The organism is Streptomyces sp. NPDC059917 (genome assembly GCF_042730635.1).
Classification (GTDB): domain Bacteria; phylum Actinomycetota; class Actinomycetes; order Streptomycetales; family Streptomycetaceae; genus Streptomyces.
In genome coordinates this window covers 53,009-75,949 of sequence record NZ_JBHWLC010000010.1, presented here as the reverse complement: position 1 = coordinate 75,949, position 22,941 = coordinate 53,009, and the positions used below count along the sequence as shown (strand labels likewise).

The following is a 22,941-nucleotide window of genomic DNA, read 5'->3' as shown; positions in this document are numbered from 1 at the left end:
GTTTTCCGCGGCTGGCCGTAGATCACCCTTCCCTTGACCCCGCCTTCGCGGCCACTCCTACTGTCGCTCTTGTGGATGTGAAGATCTTGAAGAGCAGCTTCGCCGTGGTGGAACGACGGGCCGAACACGCGGTCAAGTACTTCTACACCCACCTGTTCTGGCACAACCCCGACATCCGCGCGCTCTTCCCGACCGAGCCCCGGGACATGGAGCGCCAGCGCGACCGGCTCTTCGCCGCGCTCACCCACGTCATCTCGCACATCGACGACGAGGACCTCGTCCCCTATCTCCGCGACCTCGGCCGCGACCACCGCAAGTTCCTCGCGGGCCCCGAGCACTACGACGCCGTCGGCGCCAGCCTGCTCGCCGCGCTCGCCGAGGCCGGCGGCTCCGCCTGGACCCCGGTCGTCGAGAAGGCGTGGAGCGAGGCCTACCGGGCGATCGCCGACGTGATGCTCGCGGGCGCGGCCGCGAGCCAGGACCCGCCGTGGTGGGACGCCGAGGTGGTGCGGCACCTGCGCTACGGCGCGGACATCGGCGTGCTGACGCTGCGCCCGCACCTGCCGCTCCCCTATCTACCGGGCCAGTACGTCAGCGTGAGCAGCGCCCGGGTGCCGACGACCTGGCGCACCTACTCCCTCGGCAACGCGCCCCGCGCCGACCACACCCTCGACCTGCACGTCAGCCGGATCGAGGGCGGCCGCCTGAGCACCGCGCTGGTCCGCGACGTCGCGCCCGGCGAGGTGGTGCGGCTCGGCGCCGCGGGCGGCCGGGTCACCCTGCGCGCGGCGGAGCGGCCCGCCACCTTCATCGCGGCCGGGACCGGCTGGGCTCCCGTGCGCGCCATGCTGGAGGAGCTGATGGCGCGGGCCCGGCCGCCCGAGCACGACGTGCGGCTCTTCGTGGTCGCGCGCGACGGGGCGCACCTCTACGACCGGCCGCTGATCGACGCCCACGCCGCGCGGCACCGCTGGCTCGCCGTCACCTACATCACCCCGGCGCCGGGGCGCCCCCGCGTCGAGGCCACCGCGCGGCTCGCGACCGCGCTGGGCAACCGCGGGCTCTGGCCCGACCAGGACGTCTACCTGAGCGGGCCGCCGCGGTTCGTCACGGAGACCGCCGCGCTGCTGGCGGACCTCGGCGCGGCTCCGGGCCGGATCCTGCACGACGCGGTGCCGGCCGTCTCGGGCCCGGGCCACGAGCGGCCGATCGGTTTCGGCGAGTGGTTCCTGAACCGGCCCGACCCGCACTGGCACGATCCCGGCGGCCGGGCCCCGCTGCGCTGAGCGCTCAGCGCCCGGCGGCCGCGCGGTAGGCCGCCGCGGCGGGCACCAGGATCGCGTCCACCCCGGCGGGCGGCTTCTGCGCGCCGATCTTCTGGACCATGAGGATCACGTCGCCCTGGCGGACGAAGCCCGTCTCGCCGAGGTAGGGGTCGCCCGCGTCGGCCATCGTGGTCCTCGTCCGCACCACCAGGCCCTCGTCCCCGGATGCGGCCGTCGTCGCCGAGGACACCGTCGTCTCCCCCGAGCTGCCGTCGACGAACGTGTCCTTATAAGAAGGACAGCGCGCCACCGCGTCGCGCAGGGCGCTCATGACGGCCGCCGCCCCGCCGGGCGCGTACCGGTCGATCGACTCCTGCCCGAACCAGCCCTCCTCGATGGTGTCGGAGGTGCCGTCGACGGCGGGCACCTGCTCCATCGCGACCGCCACGTCCTCCAGCGGCGGGGCGTGCCGGGTCATGAAGGAATCGACCCCGATCTCGGAGCAGGGCATCGAGGCGAGCGGCACGGTGGAGGCGGGGGCGTGGGGCGCCCCGGTCGTCGTCGACTCGATCTTCGCCGTGTTCAGGTTGAAGCCCTGCGGCAGCTGGGCCTGCGTCAACAGGCCGTCGCGCAGCCGCCCGTGCAGCGGCCCGGCGGCCGCCGGGCCGCCCGACGCGGCGGGCCCGGACGCCACCGGGGAAGCGGCCGGGGAAGCGGCCGCGGCCGCGCCCCCCGACGGTCCCGGCGAACACGCCGCCGTACCGAGAATCACCGCGATGACCACCGCATTCGCGGCATGACGAGCACGCACCGGTCCGTCCCCTCAGATTTGTGGTGGCTCACCCTCGCACACGCCCTCCCCTGCTACAGGGGCCGGACCCCCTCGGCCGCGCGGATCGCGTCCCGGTAGGCCCGGGCCGCCGCGCGCAGCGCGGTCTCGGGGTCGGTGCCCGCCGCCTCGGCGCGCGCGGCCAGCGCCAGCAGTTCGTAGCCGATGCCCTCGCCGCCCGGCAGCGGCACCTCCAGCCCGCCCGCGCGGACCCGCCCGGCGAGCTTCGCCGCGAGCGCCAGCCCGGGCTGGCCCACCGGAACCCCGTCGGTCACCGATTCCCGCTGCTTCTCGACGGCCTTGGTGCGCTGCCAGATCTCCTGGACCTCGTCGGGGGTGCGCGCCACCTCGTCGCCGAAGACGTGCGGGTGCCGGTGGACCAGCTTCTCGACCAGGCTGCCGGCCACGTCGTCGATGGAGAAGGGCTCGTCGTCCTCCCCTTCTCCCCCTTCTTCCGCGATGCGCGCGTGGAAGACGACCTGGAGGAGTACGTCGCCCAGCTCTTCCCGCAGCGCGTCGCGGTCGCCGTCCTCGATGGCCTCGACGAGTTCGTACGCCTCCTCGATGCCGTACTTCGCCAGGCCCTCGTGCGTCTGGCGGGAGGTCCAGGGGCAGGCGCGGCGCACCTGGTCCATGACCTGGACCAGGTCGAGCAGCCGGGCGCCGGGCAGGTCGTAGGAGCCGGGCAGCAGTTCCAGGTCGGGCATGGCGACCCGGCCCGACCCGGCGAGGCGGGCCAGTCCGTCGGTGAGCCGCTGGTCGCCCTCGCCGCCGGGCAGGACCACCACGGTGCGGCCCCCGGCGCACGCCTCGACCAGCGCGTGGGCGTCGGGCACCGCCGTCTCGACCTCGACGCCCGCCTCGCGCAGGTACGGCAGCTGCGGGTGCCCGGGGTCGGCGCACAGCACCCGGTCCGCGGCGTGCAGGGTCTGCCAGGCGGACCAGGACAGCAGGCCGGGCGCGACCCGGTGGCTGGCGGTCAGCAGGACGATGCGGCCGGTGGGGGCGGCGGGAGCGTGGTCGTCGTTCACGCTCCGAACCTACCCCCGGTGGCGGCTCAGGCTCCTGCGGGGGCCTGCTCGGGCCGGGTCTTCTGCTGGACCCACGGGGTCAGGGCGTCCCCGATCGCGATCTGCTTGACGTCCCAGGCCCCGTAGCGCGGGTTCACCTCGATGTGCAGCTCCTTGGCGGCGGCGGCGAGCGGGACGAGCACCTTGTCCTCGCCGAAGCGGTCGCTGAGCTTGCCGAGGAGCAGCTGGAAGCGGAACTCGCCGTCGATCTGGTCGGGCGCGAGCGGGACCCGGGCCTGCAGGGCCGCCTGCTCCAGCTGGGCCGTGCCCTTGGCCTGGGCGACCTGCGCCTTGCGGACGTCCTCGACGTCCTTGGCGCTGACCGACAGCCCGGCGTCGGCCGCGGCCTTCTCCAGGACGCGCAGTTGGATCATCTTGCCGAGCTTGACCCGCTCCAGGCCGGCGCTGGCCTCGATCAGCTGCGCCGACTGCTCGGCGCGGCCCTGGGCCGCACGCACGTCCTTGACCTGCGCCTGGAGCGCTGCGGTGGTGATCCGTTCGCCGCCGACCACGGCCGCCGTGCCGGGGCGGACCTCGGCGGAGGAGCAGGCGGACAGGAGGGGGGCCGCCACGAGCAGGGCGGCGGATACGGAGAGCGCTGTGCGACGGTGCAAAGGAGCCTCCCGGGCCGGGCTGGATTGTGCTTTGGTGCACAAGGGCCTTGCGGTGATCGATAGTATGCAGTCCGGGGCGTCCCAGCTACCGCTTCGACCAACGATTCCAAGGGTGTTGGGGTGCACGTTCACTCCTCGGCCACCCCGCGGTCTTCCGTCGCTGCGAAGGTCGGCCCACCATGCCGACACCACGCTCCCCGCGCTCCCGCAGCCTGGCCGGTGCGGCCCTGGCGGGACTGCTCGCCACCGCGGCCGTCTGTGCGGGGGACGCCGTCGCCCGCGTCTTCCCCTACGGTCCGCGCCACCGCAGCGTCAATGACCTGGGCAACCAGTTCGTCCCCTTCCACGCGCGGCTGTGGGACCTGTTGCACGGGCGGGCGGCCGGGGACCTGCTCCTCAACTGGGGCTCCGGCTTCGGCACCTCCTTCCTGCCCGACTACGGGACCTACCTGAGCAGCCCCTTCGCACCGCTGGTGGCCCTCTTCCCGCGCGCGGACATCGACCTCGCCGTCTACGTCGTCACGGTGCTCAAGACGGCGGTCGCCGCGGCGGCCATGGCCTGGCTGCTGCGCACGCGGCGGCGCGGCCCGTGGTGGGCGGCGGGCCTGCTGGGGGCCTCGTACGCGCTGTGCGGCTGGTCGGTCATCGAGGCCTCCTACAACACCATGTGGTTGGACGGCCTGATCGCCTTTCCGCTCCTGTGTCTGACGGGTGAATGGGCGCTGCGCGGGCGCCGCCCGGTCGCCGCCCCGCTGGTCGTCGCCGTGTGCTGGACGGCGAACTTCTACACCGCCTACATGGCCACCCTCGGCGCGGCCCTGGTGCTGCTGGTGCTGCTGGCGCTGACCCGCGAGGGCGTACGGGCCCGCGCGCGCGTGGCGGCGCGCGCGGCCGGGAGCACCGCCCTGGGGCTCGCGCTGGCCCTGCCGGTGCTGCTCCCCCTCTTCCTCAGCTCCCGGCAGGCCTACCCGGGGTGGACCAAGGAGTTCGCGCCCGCGCCCTGGACGGACGTCTTCGCCCGGCTGCTGCCCGCGACCTACAGCTTCTCCTCGCCCGCCCTCTTCGTGAGCGGCGCGACGCTGCTCCTGGCCGCCGCTCTGCCGCTGCACCGGGGGGTGCCGGTGCGGGAGCGCTGCTGGTGGAGCGCCCTGGTGGTCGGGGTGCTGCTCTCCTTCCAGTGGACGCCGACCCATCTGGCCTGGCACGTCTTCGCCACCCCCAACGGCAGCCCGTACCGGCAGACCTTCGTGCTGGCCGGGATCCTGGTGCTGGCCGCCTGGACGGCGCTGGCCGCGGGGCGCCCGGGCCCGCGCGCGCTGTGCGGCGGCGCCGGGGTGCTGCTGGCGCTGCTGCTCGTCGCGGCCGGCAGTGCGCTCGCCCCGGCGGTGTCCCTCGGGCTCGGCGCGGCCGGGATCGCGGCGGCGGCCGTCGCCTGGTGGCTCGACGGCGTCCGGCCGCGCCGGTACGGGCCGCTGCCGGGCGCGCTGCTCGTCCTCACCCTGCTGGTGCAGGCGGCGGCGACCACGGCGTGGGGGCACAAGGGCACCCTCGGCGGCCTCGACGACTACCCGCCCTGGGGCGCCGCGCACACCGCGCGCGCCCGGGCGCTCGCCGCCGCCGACGGCTGGCCGGAGTACCGCACGGACCCGGGGCGGCCCGCGCTGACCGGCAACGACCCGCTGCTGCTCGGCGGGGAGGGCGGCTCCTACTACAGCAGCCACACCCCGGACGTCCTCACCCGCACGATGGCGGCGCTCGGCGCCGGTTGGACCTCGCGGGGGCGCAGCGTGCAGAGCCTCGACAGTCCGGTGACGGACGTCGTCTTCGCGGTGGGCGCCCGGCTGCGGCCGGGCGGCGCGGTGGCGCGCGCGGCCGTGGTGCCCCCGCTGGTGACGCTCCGACCGGCCGGGGCGCCGCCCGCCTTCGGGCCCTCGCCCTTCCGCAACCAGGAACTCCTGCTCGGGGCCCGGGTGTACGAGGATCCGGTGGCGCCCGGGGTCTGCCGGGCGGGCACCGACGCCTTCCTGTGGGCGCCCGCCTACAACGCCACGGCCCGCCTCGCCGACGGCGCCCCCTTCCGGCTGAACGGGAACGCCCCGCGCAACCGGGCCGCCGTGCAGCCGCTCGGCACCTCCCGGGGCGCCTCCTCGGCGCTGGTCTTCGACGCGGGCGCGCCCGCCGCCTGGACGCTGGCCTGCCTGGACCGCCCGCTGCTGGACGCGGCGGCCCGGGCCCTGCGGGACACGGGGGCCCGCTCGGTGACGGTGGGCGCCCACGCGGTACGGGCCGTCCTGCCCGCCGGCAGCTCGGGCACCGCGGTGCTGTCGGTCCCGGCGATCGCGGGCTGGAGCTGCGACGGGGCTCCGGCGGGGTCCCGCCTCGGCCTGGTCGCGGTCCCGGTGACCCCGGAGCGCGCCACCGTGGACTGCGTCTTCCGGCCCCCGGGGCTCACGGCCGGGCTGGCGCTCGCCGCCCCGGCGGCGCTGGTGCTGCTGGCGCTGGCGGTCGGGCCGACGCTCGCGCGGCGTCGGCGGCGGGCCGGGAGCTGATCCCGATCCACTCAGCGGACCTGGCCCAGCCACTGGAGGGTGCGGCGCACCTCCGTGGGGAAGGGGTGGGCCGGGCCGTGCAGCTGTTCCGCGTCGAAGAGCAGCCGGGCCAGGGTCTCGTGGGCGGCGGCCCGGTCGCCGAGGGAGAGCAGCAGGTGCCCCATCCGGCGGCGCACCTCCAGCGGCAGGCCCGGATCCGGGTTGGCGTAGTGGTTCTCGAAGAAGGGGAGCAGCGCCCGGTACTCGGCCAGGGCCGCGGCCGCCTCGCCGAGCTGTTCCAGGCACTGGGCGGCGTCGTAGCGGAAGCGCAGCGACTGCGGATCGCCCGCCGGGAACTCCTCGGCCAGTCGTCGCAGTTCGGGCAGGGCCCGGCGGTACTGGCCGTCGTCCATCAGCGTGGCCGCGTACTGCTTGCGCAGCGAGCGGACCACCGGCGAGTGCTCCCCGTGCTGCGCGACGGCGGCCGGCAGGATCTCGCCGAGGATGTCCACGGCCTGGGTGAGCCTGCCCTCGTCCAGCAGCGCCCGGACCTCGTCGACGGCCGCCGGGATGTCCCGGCGCGGCGCCACGGCGGGCGGCGCCTCGGGCCGGGGCGGGGCGCTGACCCGGTCGGGCCAGGGGGCCATCGGGCGCAGGAAGGGGCGGGTGGGGTCCAGGGGGCCGACGGGCGCGCCGTGCGCGGGCAGCAGCGGGACCAGCGCCTCGTACACCTCCTGCGCGGAGCCGGGCCGGTCCTGCGGGTCCTTGGCCAGCAGGTGCAGCAGCACCGCTTCGAGCGCCGGCGGGACCTCGGGGCGCAGCTGGCGCACCGGGAGCGGGGGCTCGTAGAGGTGCCGGTGGAGCACGCCGAGGGCGGTGGTCCCGACGAAGGGCACGTTCCCGCTGAGGAGTTCGTAGAGCAGCACGCCGAGGGCGTAGAGGTCGGTGTACGGGCCGACGGCCCCGCCCATCGCCTGTTCGGGGGCCATGTAGGCGGGGCTGCCGATGGGCGAGCCGGTGTGGGTGAGGCGGGTGGTGTCGGTGTCCATGACGGAGGCGACGCCGAGGTCGAGGACGGTGATCGTGCCGTCGGGGCGGACCATCACGTTGCGCGGCTTCAGGTCGCGGTGCACGATCGGCACCGCGTGCACGGCGGACAGCACCGAGCACAGCTGCGCGACCACCGAGACCGCCCACGGCCAGGGGTACGGATCGTGCTCGGCCAGGTGGTCGGCGAGGTCGGCGCCCTCGACGTACTGCATGACCAGGTACAGCTCGTCGCCGTCGCTGCCCGCGTCGTGGACGGTGACCAGGCCCGGGTGGTCGACCTGGGCCGTGACCCGGCATTCGCGCACGAAGCGGCGGCGCAGCTCCTCGGCGACGGTGCCGGGGCCCGCGACCTTGTCGGGGCGCAGCAGCTTGACGGCCACGCGGCGGTCGAGGCGCCGGTCGTACGCCGTCCAGACCTGGCCCATGCCGCCCTGGCCCAGGACGGTGGCGAGCTGGTAGCGCTCGCCGATGGTGCGCTCGGTCACCGGCCGTGCCCCCGGCCGTCGGCGCCGCCGTCGCCGTTGCTGTCGCCGTGCTTGCGCAGCAGCTCGCTCAGCTCGTCGAGTTCGGCCCGGACCTGGCCGATCCGCGGGGGCGGCGGGCTCTGCGGGGGCTGCTCGGGCTGTTCGGGCCGCGGCAGGTACTGGGTCTGCTGCGGCGGCGGATAGCCGTACCCGTACGGCTGGGGCTGCGCCTGCGGGGGCATCGGCGGCGGGTACCAGGCGGCGACCGGGGGCCGCTGCTGGCGGCGCAGGTCGGCGTAGAGGAAGTAGGCCAGGGTGGCCACGCCGGTCGCGAGCGACAGCACCATCCCGATGTTGGTCCGGGCGCCCTTGGCGTCGGGCACCGGGTCGGAACCGACCAGCCAGATCCCGAGGAGGCCGCAGAGCGCGGAGAGCACGAAGAGCGCCCAGTCCTTGCCGGACCGGGTGACGATCGCGAGCCGCAGCATGCTCGCCCAGGCGAAGAACCCGCAGCTGAGCACCGGTACCAGCACGAAGATCACGCGCAGGGTGACCACGTAGCTCTGGCTGCGCTGAGGTGCGTACTGCTCACGCGGCGGCGGGAGGCCGGGGCCGTGCATCGCTGCTCCTGACGGCGGAAGTTCGGATGTGCTCGGGTGCGAGCGTATACACCGGCCCGCCCGACCGGTCAGGGGATGTGCACAACCGTTGCGGTCCCGTTCACCGCGCGCGGACCGTGCCGTCCGCGAGACCGTCGTAGAGCCCCTGCACCAGCTGCTCCCCGAGCCGCCCCGCGAGCCGCAGCGCGTCCTCGAACTCGGCGAGCGCGCGGAAGCGTTCGCCGTAGCGGCGCTGGTCCTCCAGCGGCAGCCGGGGCAGCTGGAGGCGGCGCACGTCGAGCCGGGTGGCGGTGGAGGCGTAGCTGGACGCCTGCCGGTTGTTGGCGGTGCCGCGCAGGAAACCGGCCAGGAACCAGGGGTCGATGGCGGCCGGGTCGGGGCGCAGCAGCTGGAGGTTGCGGCCGAGGGCCGCGCCCGCGTCGGCGGGGCCGACGACCCGGGCGACGGCGGCGGCGCCGACGACGGGGACGACGATGTCGCCGGCCTCGACCAGCACGGGCTCGTCGGCGGAGTCGAGCAGGGTGCCGGAGGGCGCGGTGCCCGCGTACACGTCGTGTTCGGTCAGGACGGGGGCGTTCCCCGCGCCGCTGCCGGTGCCGCCGCGCAGCAGCAGGGCGCCCGCGCGGGCGAGTTCGCCGATGGTGGTGCTGGGCAGCCGGGCGGGCCCGTCGGCCGCTTCGGCCGGGGGCGGGGTGAGCCGGGCGGCGCGCTGGAGGGTCTCGTCGAGGCGCGCGCGTACGGCGCCCAGCTCGGCCGCGCCGCCGCCCGCGGTGGCGGGGGGCAGGTGCCGGGCGGGGGTGAGGTCCACGTCGTCGTCGAGGAGTTCGATGACGGGCACGCAGCGGCTCAGGCCCGGCGCGTCGGGGACCTCGTCCGCCGCGGCGGCGCCGTCGAACGCCGTCCAGGCGGCCAGCACCGCGTCGTGCACGGCGGGCCAGGCGGCCCGTTCGCGCCCCTCGCCGCCGCCGAGTTCGGCGGTGTCGACGAGCAGCAGCCCGGGCGGGGCCGGGGCGTGCGCGGCGGGCTTGCGCAGCACCCACAGGTGCAGGGGGATCCCGTACGGGGGCGCGGCCCCGGCCGGGAGCGCGACGACGGCCCGCAGCGCGCCCCGGCGCAGCAGGTCGGCGCGGATGCGGCGGCCGGAGCGGCGGCCGGCGACGGCCGGGGGCATCAGCAGGACGGCGGTGCCGCCCTCGCGCAGGTGCGCCAGGGCGTGCTGGACCCAGGCGAGTTCGGATTCGGTGCGCGCGGGGAAGCCGTACTCCCAGCGCGGGTCGTAGGCCAGCTCCTCGTGGCCCCAGTTGCGCTCGTTGAAGGGCGGGTGGCAGAGCACGGCATCGACGGCGGGCCGGGGGAAGGCGTCGGCGCGCAGGCTGTCGGCGGCGGCGGTGCGCACCTCGGCGACGCCGTGCAGGGCGAGCCGCAGCGCGGTCAGGGCGGCGAGTTCGGGCGCGCCGTCCTGGCCGTACAGGGCGGTCGGCGCGGTGACGGCGCGCAGCAGGCTGCCGGTCCCGCAGGCGGGGTCGAGGACGCTGCGCGCGCCGGACCCGGCCAGCGCGGCCATCAGCTCGGCGGGGCCGGACGGGGTCAGCGTGTACTGCCGCGGGTTCGCGTCGAGGTGGCGGCCCAGCAGGAACTCGAAGGCGTTGCGGGCGCCGAGGCCCGCGGCGAGCTCGGCGGCGGCGCGCAGCAGCGGCATCGACGCGGGTGCGGCCGCCGCGGCCGTCGCGTCGGTCAGGGCGTGGCCGGGGCCGAGCCGGGCGGTGAGCACCTGGGCGAGGACGGGCCGCAGCAGCGCGGCCATCCGCTCGTCGGAGACGGCGCTCAGCTCCAGCCAGTCGGTGGGCCGGTCGTGGACGACGAGCAGGGCGCAGCCCGCCTCGACGAGCCCGGCGACGGCGCCGGCGGGGTGGGCGGTGATCTGCTGCCAGACGCGCTCGCGCGGGGGGACCTCGGCGAGCTTGCCCTGGGCGCGCAGCCAGTCCTCGACCTCGGGCAGGGCGAAGGAGGGGCTGGTCTCGCTCCCGCCGACGGGCCTCGGGAAGTCGGCGTGGCGGCGCCGCCAGTTGCTCACCGCCGCGCGGCCGACCCCGGCGAGGCGGGCGATCTCGGCTGCGGTCACCTCAGTGGGGGGGTTCTCCGACATGCGCCGAGCATACCGGTACACACGCGAGAGACCCCTTCACAATGTGAACGAGATCGTTTCCTTGTTTCGTGTTGACTCGGTTCACAGTCTCTGTTGTGATTACTCCCGTCGCACCAACCGGGCCGGTTCCGGCCGCACAGCGAGAGACGAGAGAGGCATTCCCATGTCGCACCACGCCCCGCGCACCAGCTGGACCGCCGCCCGCCGCCAGGTGCTCGCGGGAGGCGGAGCCGTGCTCGCCCTCGCCCTGGCCACCGCCTGCGGCCCGGTCGAGGAGGCCGGGCAGAAGTCGCCCTCGGCGCCCGCGGCCCAGCAGGGCGCGAAGTCCGACGCACCGAAGAAGGACGAGCCGAAGAAGGACGAGGCCAAGAAGGTCGCCATCAAGGGCGACGGCACCGTCCAGGTCGGCAAGGACGCCCAGCCCGGCACCTACCGCACGACCGGCAACGCCGCCTCCCGCTGCTACTGGGAGCGGCTCAAGGACACCAAGGGCGAGATGGACTCGATCATCGCCAACGACAACGTGACGGGCTCCAGTTACGTGACCCTCGCGGCCGGCGAGTACTTCAAGTCCTCCGGCTGCAAGGGCTGGGAGGCCGTCCCGAAGGACGCGACGGGCACCCCGAAGGCGGAGATCGCCGGCGACGGTGGCATGCTCCGCGTCGGCTCGGACATCGCGCCCGGCACCTACAAGTCCGAGGGCCGCGCCAAGGGCAGCTCCAACTGCTACTGGGAGCGCACCAAGGACGCCGAGCACGGCCTCGACTCGATCGCCGCCAACGACAACCCGACGGGCTCGGCGATCGTGACGATCGACGCCGACGACGCGTACTTCAAGTCCTCGGGCTGCGCCGACTGGAAGAAGTCCTGACCCGCCGCACCACCCGCCCCACCCCCGCCCCTCCCCCGTAAAGAGAGTCCCCCGTGCGCCCTGCCCGCCTCACCGCCGCCGCGATCGTCGCGACCACCGCCCTGTTCACCCTCACCGGCTGCTTCCCCTTCTCCGGCGGCGACGCCGAGAGCGGCCCCTTCCCCGGCGAGTCCGGGTCGAAGGTGGCGAACAAGTCGCTCGACGCCCTGCGCGGCGCGGACTCGCTGACCATCACCGGCAGCGTCCGGGACAAGGGCAAGCCGATGAAGATCGACATGGCGATCAGCAAGTCCGGCGACTGCAAGGGGTCGATGGCGGTCGAGGGCGAGGGCTCCTTCGAGCTGATCCGCAACTCCCAGTTCGTCTTCCTCAAGGCCGACGCCGCCTTCTACCGCACCCAGCTCAAGGACCTCCCGAAGGAGCAGGCCGACGCCGCGCTCGCACAGTTGGCCGGGCACTGGGTCAAGACGAAGGCCTCGTCGCCGGACTCCAAGGAACTCTCGGCGCTGTGCGACCTGGACGACCTGCTCAAGGAGTTCGACAAGAGCTCGGGGGCGAAGAAGGACGGGGTGGTGCAGGTGAACGGCGAGTACGCGCAGAAGGTGACCACCCGGACCACCGACGGGACCGAGGACCTCTACGTCGCCACCAAGGGCGAGCCCTTCCTCCTCAAGGCCGTGGAAACCGGCAAGGACCCTTCCGACGTCTCCTTCTCCGGTTTCAACCTGCCGGTCGACGCCGCGTCGCCGACCAAGGACGTCGTCGAGACCGACGGCTGAGCCGGACCGGCGGACGCCCGGGAGCCGCCCCGCGAGGGGAGGGCGGCTCCCGGGCCCTTCGTCGAGCGGACTCGATCAAAGGGGCGTACCGTCACAAACGGGATGACGGAAGGAGCCCCGCATGGGGATTTTCGACAAGTTCCGGGACCAGGCCAAGGCCAAGGGCAAGGACATCTCGGACAACCTCGAACAAGAGATCAACGAGAAGACCGGCAACAAGTACGCAGACCAGGTCGACAAGGCCCAGCAGCAGATGGAACAGCGCACGGGCATCGACGACGACCCGAACAAGTAGCACCGCACCGGCCGCGGCGGGCGGACCCCAGGTCCCCCACCGCGGCCGTAGCGCTATGCCGGGACGACTCCGCCGAGGAACGCGGCCCAGGCGGCGGGGGCGAGCGCCAGCCGGGGTCCTGCCGGAACCTTCGAGTCCCGGACGTGGACGGCGTCGGCGCACCCGGCGACCTCGACGCAGTTACCGCCTTCGCCGTCGCTGTAGCTGGACTTGCGCCAGTCGAAGGCGACTTCGAGGCACTGGCCGCCTTCGCCACCGCTGTAGCTGCTCTTGAACCAGGCCAGGCCCTTGGTGGTCATCGCTCTCCCAGCGTCTTCTCGATCAAAGTCAGGGACTCGTCCGGCGTGAGCGCCTGTGCCCGGATGATCCCATAGCGCTCGGCGTAGATCCGTACCTGTTCTGAGTCGGTGACGAGGTTCGGGCGGTTATAGGTCTCGCTGTAGGCGATCTGCTGCCGACCTTTGGGGTTGATGAGGCTGAACGAGCCTTCCATCGCGGTGTGTTCGCCCCTGCTGAACGGCATCACTTGGAGCTCCACGGTGCGCAACTGGCCGATCTCCAGGAATCGCCGCAACTGCCCCCGATGCACCTCTTCGCCGCCCACCGGGCGCAGCAGCAGGGCCTGATCGAGGACGAAGCTGAACGTCGGCGACGGCCACCGCTCGAAGATCTGCTGGCGGGCCATGCGGTCCGCCACCCGCTTCTCGATCGTCGCCTCGTCGAGAAGCGGTCGGCGTCTCGTGAAGATCGCGCGTGCGTGGCCCTCCGTCTGGAGAAGCCCCATCACACCCTGGTGGCTGTAGTCGTGGATCGCATTGGCGCTGGCCTCCGCCTGGGCATAGTCCCGGAACCAATCGGGGTGACGGGTCCGGGCCCGCTTGAGGGCGTCCTTCACGTCCGGGATCGCCGCCAGCAGCACCCCGCGGGCCCCGAGCGCCCGGTCCGCGTTCTCCAGGAAGTCCGGCTGCGGCGTCCGCACGCCCCGCTCGATGGCGGAGACCAGGTCCTCCCCCACGTGCACGAGGGCGGCCAGTTCCTTCTGCTGGAGCCCCGCCCGCTCCCGCAGCACCTTGATGATCTTGCCGAGCGCCTTGAAGAGGTACGCCGTGCCGTCGACCTCCACCGGCCGCTCCGGCTCCTCCTCGCGTTCCGCCAGGTCGTTCATACGCTGATCCGCCCTCGCCCGTACCGCACGTACACGCAACCGCGGCCGGCCCTACGGGAGTCGCCCGTAGCGCCGCCGTCCCTGGAAAGCGTACGGCGGTCCGGCCACGCTCGGTGAGGTGACGACCGAAAAGAGTGACATGGCACCGGAGTTCCGGCAGCTCCTCTCCGCCACCCCCCGCGGCGCCCGGCTCGCCCGGTACCTCGCCGGGGCGCAGCTCGCCGCCTGGGGCGTTCCGCCGGGCTGCGGGCTGGCCGAGGACGTGGAGCTGGTGGTCGGGGAGCTGGCCGCCAACGCCGTGCTGCACGGGCGGGTGCCGGGGCGGGACTTCGAGGTCCGGCTCGGTTTCGACGGCCTGCGCGTCCGGGTCGAGGTGAGCGACGCCCGGGGCGACGCGGCCCCGCCGGAGGTGCTCCCCGAGACGGACCCCTGCTGGGCGGAGGACGGGCGCGGGCTGGCGCTCGTACAGGCCGTGTCCCGGGAGTGGGGCGTGCGCCCGCGCGGCACGGGCGCCCCCGGCAAGACGGTGTGGGCGCGGCTGTGAGCGCGGCGTCAGCGGCGTCAGCGCAGCGGCAGCGGAACGTCAGCGGCCGTATCTAGCGTCGGCGCACACGGCGGCTCGACCACCGCCGCACGCAGTCCGCGATGTTGAGGAGAACAGCCATGAGCGCCACCCGTCGTGACGTCTTGAAGTGGGGGGTCGGCGCCGGGGGCGCCGCCGCCCTCGGACTCGCCCTACCGGGCACCGCGCAGGCCGCCGGCTACTACGCACCCGACTGGATGGGCAAACTGTCCGACCACACGCCCCTCATCCGCATGACGATCCCCGGAACGCACGACTCGTGGTGCACCGACCCCGCCAACGGCACCAAATGGGCCCAGACCCAGAACTGGGGCGTTCCCGAGCAGTTGGAGCGCGGGATCCGCTTCCTCGACATCCGGCTGAACGGCCTCCAGGGCGCGCCGAACGAATTCGGCCTCTACCACGGCTCCGCCTACCAGGGACACCGCTTCCAGGACGTCCTGGAGGCCTGCCGCAAACACTTCAAGAAGTACCCGGGTGAAACCGTCATCATGCGGGTGAAGAACGAGAACTCGGGCGGGCAGGCCCTCTCGGACGAAGAGTTCCGGCGCCGCTTCAACTACTACCTGGACGTCATGGGCTACCGGAGTCTGGTGTGGACCGCGCCGTTCTGGCCCTCGCTGGGCGAGGTGCGCGGCAAGGTCATCATCGCGGCGGACTTCGCGAACGACTGGGGCATCCTCACCTGGGACAGCAACAAGGCCTTCAACATCCAGGACGACTGGAACACCACCAACTTCACGAAGTCCGCCACCATCGTCAAGCAGTTCGACAACGCCTGGTGGCACCAGGAGTCCTCCCAGATGTTCGTGAACTTCACGAGCTACTCCGGCGGGAACTGGCCCCAGCAGAACGCGCAGCTGACGCTGCCGGACGTGCTCAAGTACCTGGACGCCCGGAAGACCGAGAAGATCCACCTCGGCATCGTGCCGATGGACTTCCCGGACTTCTACCCGGACATCGTGTACCTCCTGATCCGGAAGAACTTCCTCTAGACCGCCCCCTCCGGGATCGTCGGGAGCGGCTCGGCCACCCCCTCGTGGGTCCGGTGCAGGGTCGCGACCTCGACCTCGTCCAGCAGCGCGCGGGCGAAGTCCGCGGTCGTGATCCGGCTCTCGGCGGCGGCGGGGACGAGCGCGTAGGCACCCGAGGGCTCGCCCTCGTGGTCGAAGTCCCCGGCCGGGCTGAGCACCACCCAGTCCAGCGAAGCCGGGGCGGCCGTGCGCAGCGCCTCGGTCCCGGCGCCGTGACCGAGGTAGAACTCCCGCCATTCCTGCGGGTATCCGGGGGTGTCCATCAACAGGTCCCCGGTCGCGGTGGGCAGTACGGACGCCAGCCCGACGGACACCAGCCGCGTCACCCCGGCGGCCGGGAGCCCTTGGGCGAGGGCGCGGGCGGCCGCGGGGAAGAACGTCCCGGGGCTCGTCGCGGGGTCGTGCACGGCGACGATCGCCGCGTCGTGCCCGGCGGCGAGTCGGGCCACGTCCGCCGGGTCCGTCACCTGGCCGTCGGCCCGGCCGACCGCCGTGACCTGGTGGCCCCGCCGCCGGGCCTCCGCCTCGGCCGCCCGGCCGACCCGGCCGCCGGCCCCGAAGATGATGATCCTGCTGCTGTTCGTCTCCATGGACGGGAGCGTAGGTCGAGAGGTGGTTTCCGATCGGATACCGGCCTACGGTGTGGATCATGACGAAGCCGCAGGCCGACCGGACGCCCCTGGACCCCGAGGCGTTCGACCCCGTCTGCCCGTCCCCCCTGGTGCCGTTCCGCGTGGGCGACAAGTGGGGCACGCTGCTCCTGCGGTGCCTGCAGGACGGCCCGCGCCGGTTCTCGGAGCTCAAGGCGGTGCTGGGCGGCATCACGGCCAAATCGCTGACGCAGTCCCTGCGCAGGCTGGAGCGGGACGGTTTCGTCGCGCGGGCGGAGCACGAGGGCCCGGAGCGCCGCGTCGAGTACGCCCTGACCCCGCTCGGGCTGGGCCTCCTGGGCCCGCTGGACGCGGCCTGCGAGTGGACGCGGGACCACTGGGACGAGCTGATCGACGCGCAGGAGGCCGCCGCCGAGTCGCGGTAGGCGAGAGCCCGGCGACGGCGACGGCGACCGCGGCGGGGTCAGGACCCCAGGATCGTGGTGAGGAACTCCCCCGTCCAGGCCAGGAGTTCCCGCCCGACCAGCGGCTTGCCGCCGACCCGGGCGGTCTTCGGGCGCGGTACCAGCACCTGCGAGGCGGCCGGCTTGAGGACCGTCCCCGGGTAGAGCCGCTTGAGCCGCAGCTCCTGCGACTCGCGCAGCTCCACCGGGCCGAAGCGGATGTTGGTGCCCGCCAGGGTGATGTCGCCGACCCCGCAGGCGCGCGCCAGCATCCGCAGGCCCGCCACGAGGAGCAGGTTCTCCACCGGCTCGGGCAGCTTGCCGTAGCGGTCGGTCAGTTCCTCGCGGACGGCCTTGACGTCCGCTTCCGAGGAGGCGGCCGCGATCGAGCGGTAGGCCTGCAGGCGCAGGCCCTCGCCCGGCGCGTAGTCGTGCGGGACGTGCGCGTCGACCGGCAGCTCGATCTTCACGTCCAGCGGCGCCTCCTCCTGCTCGCCGCCCTCGACGGCGGAGCGGAAGTCGGCGACGGCCTCGCCGACCATCCGGATGTAGAGGTCGAAGCCGACGCCCGCGATGTGACCGGACTGCTCGCCGCCGAGCAGGTTGCCCGCGCCGCGGATCTCCAGGTCCTTCATGGCCACGTACATGCCCGCGCCCATCTCGGTGTGCTGGGCGATCGTCGCGAGCCGCTCGTGCGCGGTCTCGGTCAGCGGCTTCTCCGGCGGGTAGAGGAAGTAGGCGTAACCGCGCTCGCGGCCGCGGCCCACGCGGCCGCGCAGCTGGTGCAGCTGCGAGAGGCCGAAGTTGTCGCCGCGCTCGACGATCAGGGTGTTGGCGTTGGAGATGTCGATGCCGGACTCGACGATCGTCGTGGAGACCAGGACGTCGAACTTCTTCTCCCAGAAGTCGACGACGACCTGCTCCAGCTGGCTCTCGCCCATCTGCCCGTGCGCGGTCGCGATCCGCGCCTCGGGCACGATCTCCCGCAGCTTCGCGGCCGCCCGGTCGATGGACTCGACCCGGTTGTGGATGTAGAAGACCTGGCCCTCGCGCAGCAGTTCGCGCCGGATCGCCGCGCCGATCTGCTTCTCCTCGTACGGCCCCACGAAGGTCAGCACCGGGTGGCGCTCCTCCGGCGGGGTGGTGATCGTCGACATCTCGCGGATGCCGGTGACCGCCATCTCCAGGGTGCGCGGGATCGGGGTCGCGGACATCGTCAGGACGTCGACGTTGGCGCGGAGCTTCTTGAGCTGCTCCTTGTGCTCGACGCCGAAGCGCTGCTCCTCGTCGACGATGACCAGGCCCAGGTCCTTGAACTTCGTCTCCTGCGAGAAGAGGCGGTGGGTACCGATGACGATGTCCACCGAGCCCTCTTTCAGGCCCTCCAGGGTGGCCTTCGCCTCGGTGTCCGTCTGGAAGCGGGACAGCGCCCGCACCTTGACGGGGAACTGCGCGTAGCGCTCGGAGAAGGTGCCGAAGTGCTGCTGGACGAGGAGCGTGGTCGGGACGAGGACGGCGACCTGCTTGCCGTCCTGGACCGCCTTGAAGGCGGCGCGCACGGCGATCTCGGTCTTGCCGTAGCCGACGTCGCCGCAGATCAGCCGGTCCATCGGGACCGACTTCTCCATGTCCTCCTTGACCTCGGCGATCGTGGTCAGCTGGTCGGGCGTCTCGGCGTACGGGAAGGCGTCCTCCAGCTCCCGCTGCCAGGGGGTGTCCGGGCCGAAGGTGTGGCCGGGGGCCGCCATCCGGGCGCTGTAGAGCTTGATGAGGTCGGCGGCGATCTCCTTGACCGCCTTCTTCGCCTTCGCCTTGGTCTTGGTCCAGTCGGCGCCGCCGAGCCGGTGCAGGGTCGGGGCCTCGCCGCCGACGTACTTGGTGACCTGCTCCAGCTGGTCGGTGGGGATGTAGAGGCGGTCGCCGGGCTGGCCGCGCTTGGCGGGGGCGTACTCGACGAGCAGGTACTCGCGGGTGGCGCCCTGGACCGTGCGCTGGACCATCTCGACGTAGCGGCCGACGCCGTGCTGCTCGTGCACGATGTAGTCGCCGGCCTGGAGGGTCAGCGGGTCGATGGTCTTGCGGCGCCGGGTCGGCATCCGGCCGAGGTCCTTGGTGGCGGTGCGCTGCCCGGTCAGGTCGGTCTCGGTGAGGACGGCGATCTTGAGGTGCGGGTCGACGAAGCCGTTGTCCAGGGAGCCGCAGGCGACGTGGACCAGGGAGGGCTGGAGGGCCGCGAGGTCGGCCTCCAGACGGGCCGCGATGCCCTCGCCGCCGAGCACCTCGACGGTGCGGGCGGCCGGGCCGTGGCCCTCGGTGACGTAGACGGTGTGCCAGCCGTCGGCGATCCAGCCCTTGGTGTCGGCCAGGGCGCGGGCGGTGTCGCCGCGGTAGGCCTCGGGGGCGTGCATGCCGAGGGTGAGCGTGTCCTCGCCGAGGTCCGCGTCGGCCGCGAAGGGCGAGACGGACCACCACATGGTGCCGAGCTCCCGGGCCCGGTCGCGGACGTCCGCGATCCCCCACAGGGAGGCCGCGTCCAGGTCGATCGGGGCCTCGCCGCCACCGGCGGTGGCCGCCCAGGACGCCTGGAGGAACTCCTGGCTGGTGGCGACCAGGTCGGCGGCCCGGGTGCGGACCCGCTCGGGGTCGCAGACCACGGCCATCGCCCCGGCCGGCAGCACGTCCAGCAGCAGTTCCATGTCGTCGACCAGGACCGGGGCGAGGGACTCCATGCCCTCGACGGCGATCCCCTCGGCGATCTTGTGCAGCAGCTCGCCCAGCTCGGGGTGCTCCACCGCCAGCGCGGCGGCGCGCTCGCGCACCTCGTCGGTCAGCAGCAGCTCGCGGCACGGCGGGGCCCACAGCCCGTGCTCGGCGATCTCCAGGGACCGCTGGTCGGCGACCTTGAAGTAACGGATCTCCTCGACCTCGTCGCCCCAGAACTCCACCCGCAGGGGGTGCTCCTCGGTGGGCGGGAAGACGTCGAGGATGCCGCCGCGGACGGCGAACTCGCCGCGCTTCTCCACCAGCTCCACCCGGGCGTACGCCGCCGCGGCGAGCGCCTCGGTGATCTCGCCGAGGTCGGCGCTCTCGCCGCCGCGCAGGGCCACGGGAATCAGGTCGCCCAGGCCCTTGACCTGCGGCTGGAGCACGGAACGGATCGGCGCGACGACGATGGAGACCGGGCCCGCGGCCGGGTCGTCCTTGCTCGGGTGGGCGAGTCGGCGCAGCACCGCGAGGCGGCGGCCGACGGTGTCGCTGCGGGGCGAGAGGCGCTCGTGCGGCAGGGTCTCCCAGGACGGGAAGTCCACGACCGCGGCGGCCTGCTCCGGCGGCATCAGCGAGCGCAGCGCGGCCGCCAGGTCCTCGGCCTCCCGCCCGGTCGCGGTGACCGCGAGCACGGTCCGCTCGGTCCGCCGGGCCAGCGCCGCGATGGCGAAGGGCCGCGCCGCCGCCGGACCGACCAGGTCCAGCTGCATCCGGTTCCCGTCCGCGGCCGCCTGGACCGCCTCGGTGAGCGCGGGATCCCGGGTGACGGCGTCGAGCAGTCCGTACAGGCTCATGAAGGCGGCTTTCCGTCCGGTGAGGGGGCAACGCGAAGGGCCCGACACGTGAGACGGGCCGGGGTTCCCACCTTACGGCGCACCCCGACGCCGCGCGCGGGGGATTGCCGCCCGGGCGTCGGCCCGGCCTGCGCCGAAGATCTTGGGCCGCGACGTCAACCTGGACGGGGGGCAGGGGCGTATACCCATCGAAATCTGTCCAGCACCGGGAGCCGCATGACCGTCGAGGAGTTCGAGGAGTTCTACGCGCACTCCGTGAAACACCTGGTGGGACAGGTCTACCTGATGATCGGCGACCTGCACGAGGCGCAGGACGTGGTGCAGGAGGCCTTCGTACGGGCCTGGGCCAGGAGGTCCCGGCTCTCCCGGGACGCCGGGCCCGAGGCCTGGATCCGCACGGTGGCCTGGCGGCTCGCCGTGAGCCGCTGGCGTCGGCGCGGGCGGGCCGCCGAGGCCTGGCGGCGCCACGGCGCCCCGGCACCGGCCGGGGCCGATTCACCCGATCCCGCGACGGTGGCGCTCGTCGGCGCCCTGCGCACGCTGCCCGAGCGGCAGCGGCGGGTGGCCGTCCTCTTCTACGTCTGCGACCTGTCCGTGCAGCAGGTGGCCACCGAGACCGGCATCGCGGAGGGCACCGTCAAGACCCACCTGTCCCGGGCGCGCGCCGCGCTCCGGCCGCACTTCGAGGAGGCGCGCGGTGAGTGATTCCCCGGACCCCCAGGACCCCGCCCGCTACGACGACCTGCTCGGCGACGCCTTCAAGCGGGCCGCCGGGGAGGGCGGCGGCCGGGTGCTGCCCGCCCCGGTCGCCCTGGTCGAGGCGCGCGGGACCCGGTACAGGCGGCGCCGGATGGCGGCCGTGTCCGCCTGCGCGGTGTGCGTGCTGGGCGCGGGCGGCGCGCTCGCCGCCGTCGGCCTCGGTACGGGCCCCGGGCAGCGGGAGGTGCCCCCGGCCGCGCCCTCCGCGCCCCGGATCAGCGGGCCGCACGCCGACCGGTCCGGGCCGCAGGGGCTGCCCCCGTCGGGCCCGTCCGGGTCGGTCTTCCCGTCGGGGCCGCCCGAAAGCGGCGTTCCCGGGTTCGGATCGCCCTCCCCCGGCGGCGTTCCCGGCACCGGCGACGGGGCGGGCATCACCGCGACCCCCTCGGCCCCGGACCCGGGAACCAGCGCCCCCGGGGACCCCGGGCTCACCCCGAGCCCCGGCTCCTCCGGGCACTCGGGCTCCCCCGGGCCCTCCCGGTCACCGGGCGGACCGGGCAGCGAAAGCCCGCTCCGGTGACCGCGCTGCACGCCCCGCCGCGGGCCGCGCCGCCCGCCGCCGCGCCCGGGGGCGGTGCGGCGGCGGGTCCCGGGTCGGCGCCCCGACCGCCGGGGCACCGGTCCCCGTACCTCCTCGGCGCGGTCCTCTTCGTCCTCTACGCGCTGCTCTCGGTGCTGCGCTACGAGCGCCTGGAGACCATGTCCTGGGACCTCGGGATATTCGAGCAGGCGATCCGGTCCTACGCCCACCTGCGCGCGCCCGTCGTCGACCTCAAGGGGCCGGGCACCAACGTCCTGGGCGACCACTTCAGCCCGGTCACCGCGCTGCTCGCGCCCCTCTACCGGCTCTTCCCGACCCCGGTCACCCTGCTCCTCGCGCAGGCCGCGCTCTTCGCCCTCTCGGCCGTGCCCGTCGCCCGGGCCGGGGTCCGGCTGCTGGGGCGGGCGCGCGGGCTGGCCGTCGGGGCGGCGTACGGCCTGTCCTGGGGGATCCAGCGGGCCGTCGAGTTCGACTTCCACGAGATCTGCTTCGCGGTCCCGCTGATCGCCTTCGCCCTGGAGGCGCTGCTGCTGCGGCGTTGGCGGGCGGCCCTGCTGTGGGCGCTGCCGCTGGTGCTGGTCAAGGAGGACCTCGGGCTCACGCTCGCCGCGCTGGCCTGCGTGGTCGCCCGGCGGGCCCGGGCGGACGATCCGCGCGCGGCCCGGCTCGCCGTGCTGGCCGCCGCGGCCGGGACGGCCGCGTGCGCGCTGGTCTTCACCGTGGTCATACCGGCCTTCAACACCGCCGGGAGCTACGACTACTGGGCCAAGATGACGGGCGGGGGGCCCGGCGCCGCCCTGGCCGACGGGCTCGACGTCAAACTCGCCACCCTCGGCTGGCTGCTGATCCCCACCACCGGGCTGCTGGCCCCGCGCTCACCGCTGCTGCTGGTGGCCGTGCCCACCCTGGGCTGGCGGTTCCTGTCCGGGGACCCGCACTACTGGTCCACCGACTGGCACTACAGCGCGGTCCTGATGCCGGTCCTCGCGCTGGCCCTCGTCGACGCGGTGGACCGGGCCCGGCGCTCGCCGCGGCCGTGGCTGCGGGCGTACGCGCTCCAGCTGCCCTCCGCGGTGCTGGCCACCGCGCTCGCGCTCACCGTGACGGTGCTGCCGATGGGCCGGCTGGCCGAGCCGGGGACGTACCGGATACCGGACCGGGTGGCGGCGGCCGAGCGGCTCCTCGCGGGCATCCCGGACGGGGCGAGCGTGGAGGCGGACGTCGCGCCGATCGCCCGGCTGACCTCGCGGTGCCGGGTCTTCTGGATCGGCGGCACCCGTGGCCTCGTGCCCGACTGGATCGTCTTCGCGGACACCCCGGGCGACACCGGTGACCCCCGCGCCGAGGCCCGCCGCCTCCACCCGACCGCGGAGTTCGTCCGCACGGACGAAGCCGGCGGCCTCGTCCTGCTCCGCCGGGTCCCGTAGCCGCCGCCTCCCCGCCGGGGGGCGAGGCCGCCCGGGGGCGCCTCAAACGCCGGCGAGGCTGGGATGGTCGGCCCCGCCCGGAGGCTGAAACGGCCGGGCAGGACCAAGGCCAGCTCCGCCGTCCGCCTCAAACGCCGGCGGGGCTGGATTCCCAGCCCCACCGGCCTTTGAGACGCCCACGGCGGGACCGACACTTCCAGCCCCGCCCGGCCGTTCCAACCTCCGGAGGGGTCGACACATCCAGCCTCGCCGGCCTTTGAGACGCCCACGGCGGAGCCGACACATCC

General features: G+C 74.2%; 21 protein-coding genes. 11 read left to right on the top strand and 10 right to left on the bottom strand.

Annotation, left to right across the window (positions count from 1 at the left end):
• Positions 1–77: 77 nt before the first annotated feature.
• Positions 78–1,286 carry a globin domain-containing protein gene (locus tag ACFWAR_RS08775; RefSeq protein WP_385774553.1) on the top strand — a complete coding sequence of 403 codons (1,209 nt, stop codon included), beginning with the start codon at positions 78–80 and terminating at the stop codon, positions 1,284–1,286.
• Between the two features lie 4 nt (positions 1,287–1,290).
• Here the strand turns inward: ACFWAR_RS08775 and ACFWAR_RS08770 are convergent, their stop codons facing one another.
• The 3 genes from ACFWAR_RS08770 to ACFWAR_RS08760 are packed head-to-tail and all read right to left on the bottom strand — an operon-like array spanning position 1,291 to position 3,778.
• Positions 1,291–2,076, bottom strand: coding sequence for a hypothetical protein (locus ACFWAR_RS08770; protein WP_385774551.1), 786 nt, complete (start codon positions 2,074–2,076; stop codon positions 1,291–1,293).
• Between the two features lie 53 nt (positions 2,077–2,129).
• Entirely contained in the window at positions 2,130–3,125 is a 996-nt protein-coding gene (locus ACFWAR_RS08765; protein ID WP_385774549.1) for a nucleoside triphosphate pyrophosphohydrolase, read from the bottom strand.
• Between the two features lie 26 nt (positions 3,126–3,151).
• The gene (locus tag ACFWAR_RS08760; protein WP_385774547.1) at positions 3,152–3,778 is read right to left on the bottom strand and encodes a SurA N-terminal domain-containing protein; all 627 of its coding nucleotides are present in this window, start codon (positions 3,776–3,778) and stop codon (positions 3,152–3,154) included.
• A 179-nt stretch (positions 3,779–3,957) separates the two neighbouring features.
• Between ACFWAR_RS08760 and ACFWAR_RS08755 the strand changes: the two genes are divergently transcribed.
• Positions 3,958–6,327, top strand: a complete 2,370-nt coding sequence (locus tag ACFWAR_RS08755) for a YfhO family protein (RefSeq protein WP_385774545.1) — start codon at positions 3,958–3,960, stop codon at positions 6,325–6,327.
• A gap of 11 nt (positions 6,328–6,338) precedes the next feature.
• On the opposite strand, the gene ACFWAR_RS08750 is transcribed toward ACFWAR_RS08755, so the two are convergent.
• The 3 genes from ACFWAR_RS08750 to ACFWAR_RS08740 form a co-directional block, all read right to left on the bottom strand.
• The gene (locus ACFWAR_RS08750) at positions 6,339–7,841 is read right to left on the bottom strand and encodes a serine/threonine-protein kinase (RefSeq protein WP_385774543.1); all 1,503 of its coding nucleotides are present in this window, start codon (positions 7,839–7,841) and stop codon (positions 6,339–6,341) included.
• Positions 7,838–8,440, bottom strand: a complete 603-nt coding sequence (locus tag ACFWAR_RS08745; RefSeq protein WP_385774540.1) for a hypothetical protein — start codon at positions 8,438–8,440, stop codon at positions 7,838–7,840. The genes ACFWAR_RS08750 and ACFWAR_RS08745 overlap by 4 nt, the downstream gene beginning before the upstream one ends.
• 100 nt (positions 8,441–8,540) lie before the next feature.
• The gene (locus ACFWAR_RS08740; RefSeq protein ID WP_385774538.1) at positions 8,541–10,586 is read right to left on the bottom strand and encodes an N-6 DNA methylase; all 2,046 of its coding nucleotides are present in this window, start codon (positions 10,584–10,586) and stop codon (positions 8,541–8,543) included.
• Positions 10,587–10,749: 163 nt separating this feature from the next.
• On the opposite strand from ACFWAR_RS08740, the gene ACFWAR_RS08735 reads away from it, so the two are divergent.
• The 3 genes from ACFWAR_RS08735 to ACFWAR_RS08725 all read left to right on the top strand — a co-directional run bounded on the left by ACFWAR_RS08735 (position 10,750) and on the right by ACFWAR_RS08725 (position 12,531).
• A complete protein-coding gene (locus tag ACFWAR_RS08735) occupies positions 10,750–11,457 on the top strand; it encodes a hypothetical protein (protein WP_385774536.1) in 708 nt (235 codons plus the stop codon).
• A gap of 53 nt (positions 11,458–11,510) precedes the next feature.
• Positions 11,511–12,236, top strand: a complete 726-nt coding sequence (locus tag ACFWAR_RS08730; RefSeq protein WP_385774534.1) for a hypothetical protein — start codon at positions 11,511–11,513, stop codon at positions 12,234–12,236.
• 121 nt (positions 12,237–12,357) lie between these two features.
• A complete protein-coding gene (locus ACFWAR_RS08725; RefSeq protein ID WP_354382961.1) occupies positions 12,358–12,531 on the top strand; it encodes an Rv0909 family putative TA system antitoxin in 174 nt (57 codons plus the stop codon).
• A gap of 53 nt (positions 12,532–12,584) precedes the next feature.
• On the opposite strand, the gene ACFWAR_RS08720 is transcribed toward ACFWAR_RS08725, so the two are convergent.
• Positions 12,585–12,830 carry a DUF397 domain-containing protein gene (locus tag ACFWAR_RS08720; RefSeq protein ID WP_385774532.1) on the bottom strand — a complete coding sequence of 82 codons (246 nt, stop codon included), beginning with the start codon at positions 12,828–12,830 and terminating at the stop codon, positions 12,585–12,587.
• Positions 12,827–13,696: a Scr1 family TA system antitoxin-like transcriptional regulator gene (locus tag ACFWAR_RS08715; RefSeq protein ID WP_385774530.1), complete on the bottom strand. Its 870-nt coding sequence runs from the start codon at positions 13,694–13,696 to the stop codon at positions 12,827–12,829. Before ACFWAR_RS08715 ends, ACFWAR_RS08720 begins: the two co-directional genes overlap by 4 nt.
• Positions 13,697–13,814: 118 nt before the next feature.
• On the opposite strand from ACFWAR_RS08715, the gene ACFWAR_RS08710 reads away from it, so the two are divergent.
• Both ACFWAR_RS08710 and ACFWAR_RS08705 read left to right on the top strand, forming a co-directional pair.
• Positions 13,815–14,240 carry an ATP-binding protein gene (locus ACFWAR_RS08710; RefSeq protein ID WP_385774528.1) on the top strand — a complete coding sequence of 142 codons (426 nt, stop codon included), beginning with the start codon at positions 13,815–13,817 and terminating at the stop codon, positions 14,238–14,240.
• A gap of 119 nt (positions 14,241–14,359) precedes the next feature.
• Complete coding sequence (locus ACFWAR_RS08705; protein WP_385774526.1) at positions 14,360–15,274, top strand: phosphatidylinositol-specific phospholipase C; 915 nt, start codon at positions 14,360–14,362, stop codon at positions 15,272–15,274.
• Here the strand turns inward: ACFWAR_RS08705 and ACFWAR_RS08700 are convergent.
• Positions 15,271–15,903: an NAD(P)-dependent oxidoreductase gene (locus ACFWAR_RS08700; RefSeq protein ID WP_385774524.1), complete on the bottom strand. Its 633-nt coding sequence runs from the start codon at positions 15,901–15,903 to the stop codon at positions 15,271–15,273. The two genes, ACFWAR_RS08705 and ACFWAR_RS08700, sit on opposite strands and share 4 nt — an antisense overlap.
• A gap of 59 nt (positions 15,904–15,962) precedes the next feature.
• On the opposite strand from ACFWAR_RS08700, the gene ACFWAR_RS08695 reads away from it, so the two are divergent.
• Positions 15,963–16,349 (top strand): winged helix-turn-helix transcriptional regulator, encoded by a 387-nt coding sequence (locus ACFWAR_RS08695; RefSeq protein ID WP_385774522.1) that lies wholly within the window; start codon positions 15,963–15,965, stop codon positions 16,347–16,349.
• A 38-nt stretch (positions 16,350–16,387) separates the two neighbouring features.
• Here ACFWAR_RS08695 and mfd read toward each other — a convergent pair whose 3' ends face one another.
• A complete protein-coding gene (gene mfd, locus ACFWAR_RS08690; RefSeq protein WP_385774520.1) occupies positions 16,388–19,927 on the bottom strand; it encodes a transcription-repair coupling factor in 3,540 nt (1,179 codons plus the stop codon).
• A gap of 216 nt (positions 19,928–20,143) precedes the next feature.
• On the opposite strand from mfd, the gene ACFWAR_RS08685 reads away from it, so the two are divergent.
• From ACFWAR_RS08685 to ACFWAR_RS08675, 3 genes are read left to right on the top strand one after another with little or no spacing between them, the layout of a single operon-like run.
• Complete coding sequence (locus ACFWAR_RS08685) at positions 20,144–20,632, top strand: SigE family RNA polymerase sigma factor (RefSeq protein ID WP_385774518.1); 489 nt, start codon at positions 20,144–20,146, stop codon at positions 20,630–20,632.
• On the top strand, positions 20,625–21,206 hold the full coding sequence (locus ACFWAR_RS08680) for a hypothetical protein (RefSeq protein ID WP_385774516.1): 582 nt from the start codon (positions 20,625–20,627) through the stop codon (positions 21,204–21,206). Before ACFWAR_RS08685 ends, ACFWAR_RS08680 begins: the two co-directional genes overlap by 8 nt.
• Positions 21,203–22,654, top strand: coding sequence for a DUF2079 domain-containing protein (locus ACFWAR_RS08675; RefSeq protein ID WP_385774514.1), 1,452 nt, complete (start codon positions 21,203–21,205; stop codon positions 22,652–22,654). The genes ACFWAR_RS08680 and ACFWAR_RS08675 overlap by 4 nt, the downstream gene beginning before the upstream one ends.
• The last annotated feature ends 287 nt before the right edge of the window (positions 22,655–22,941 follow it).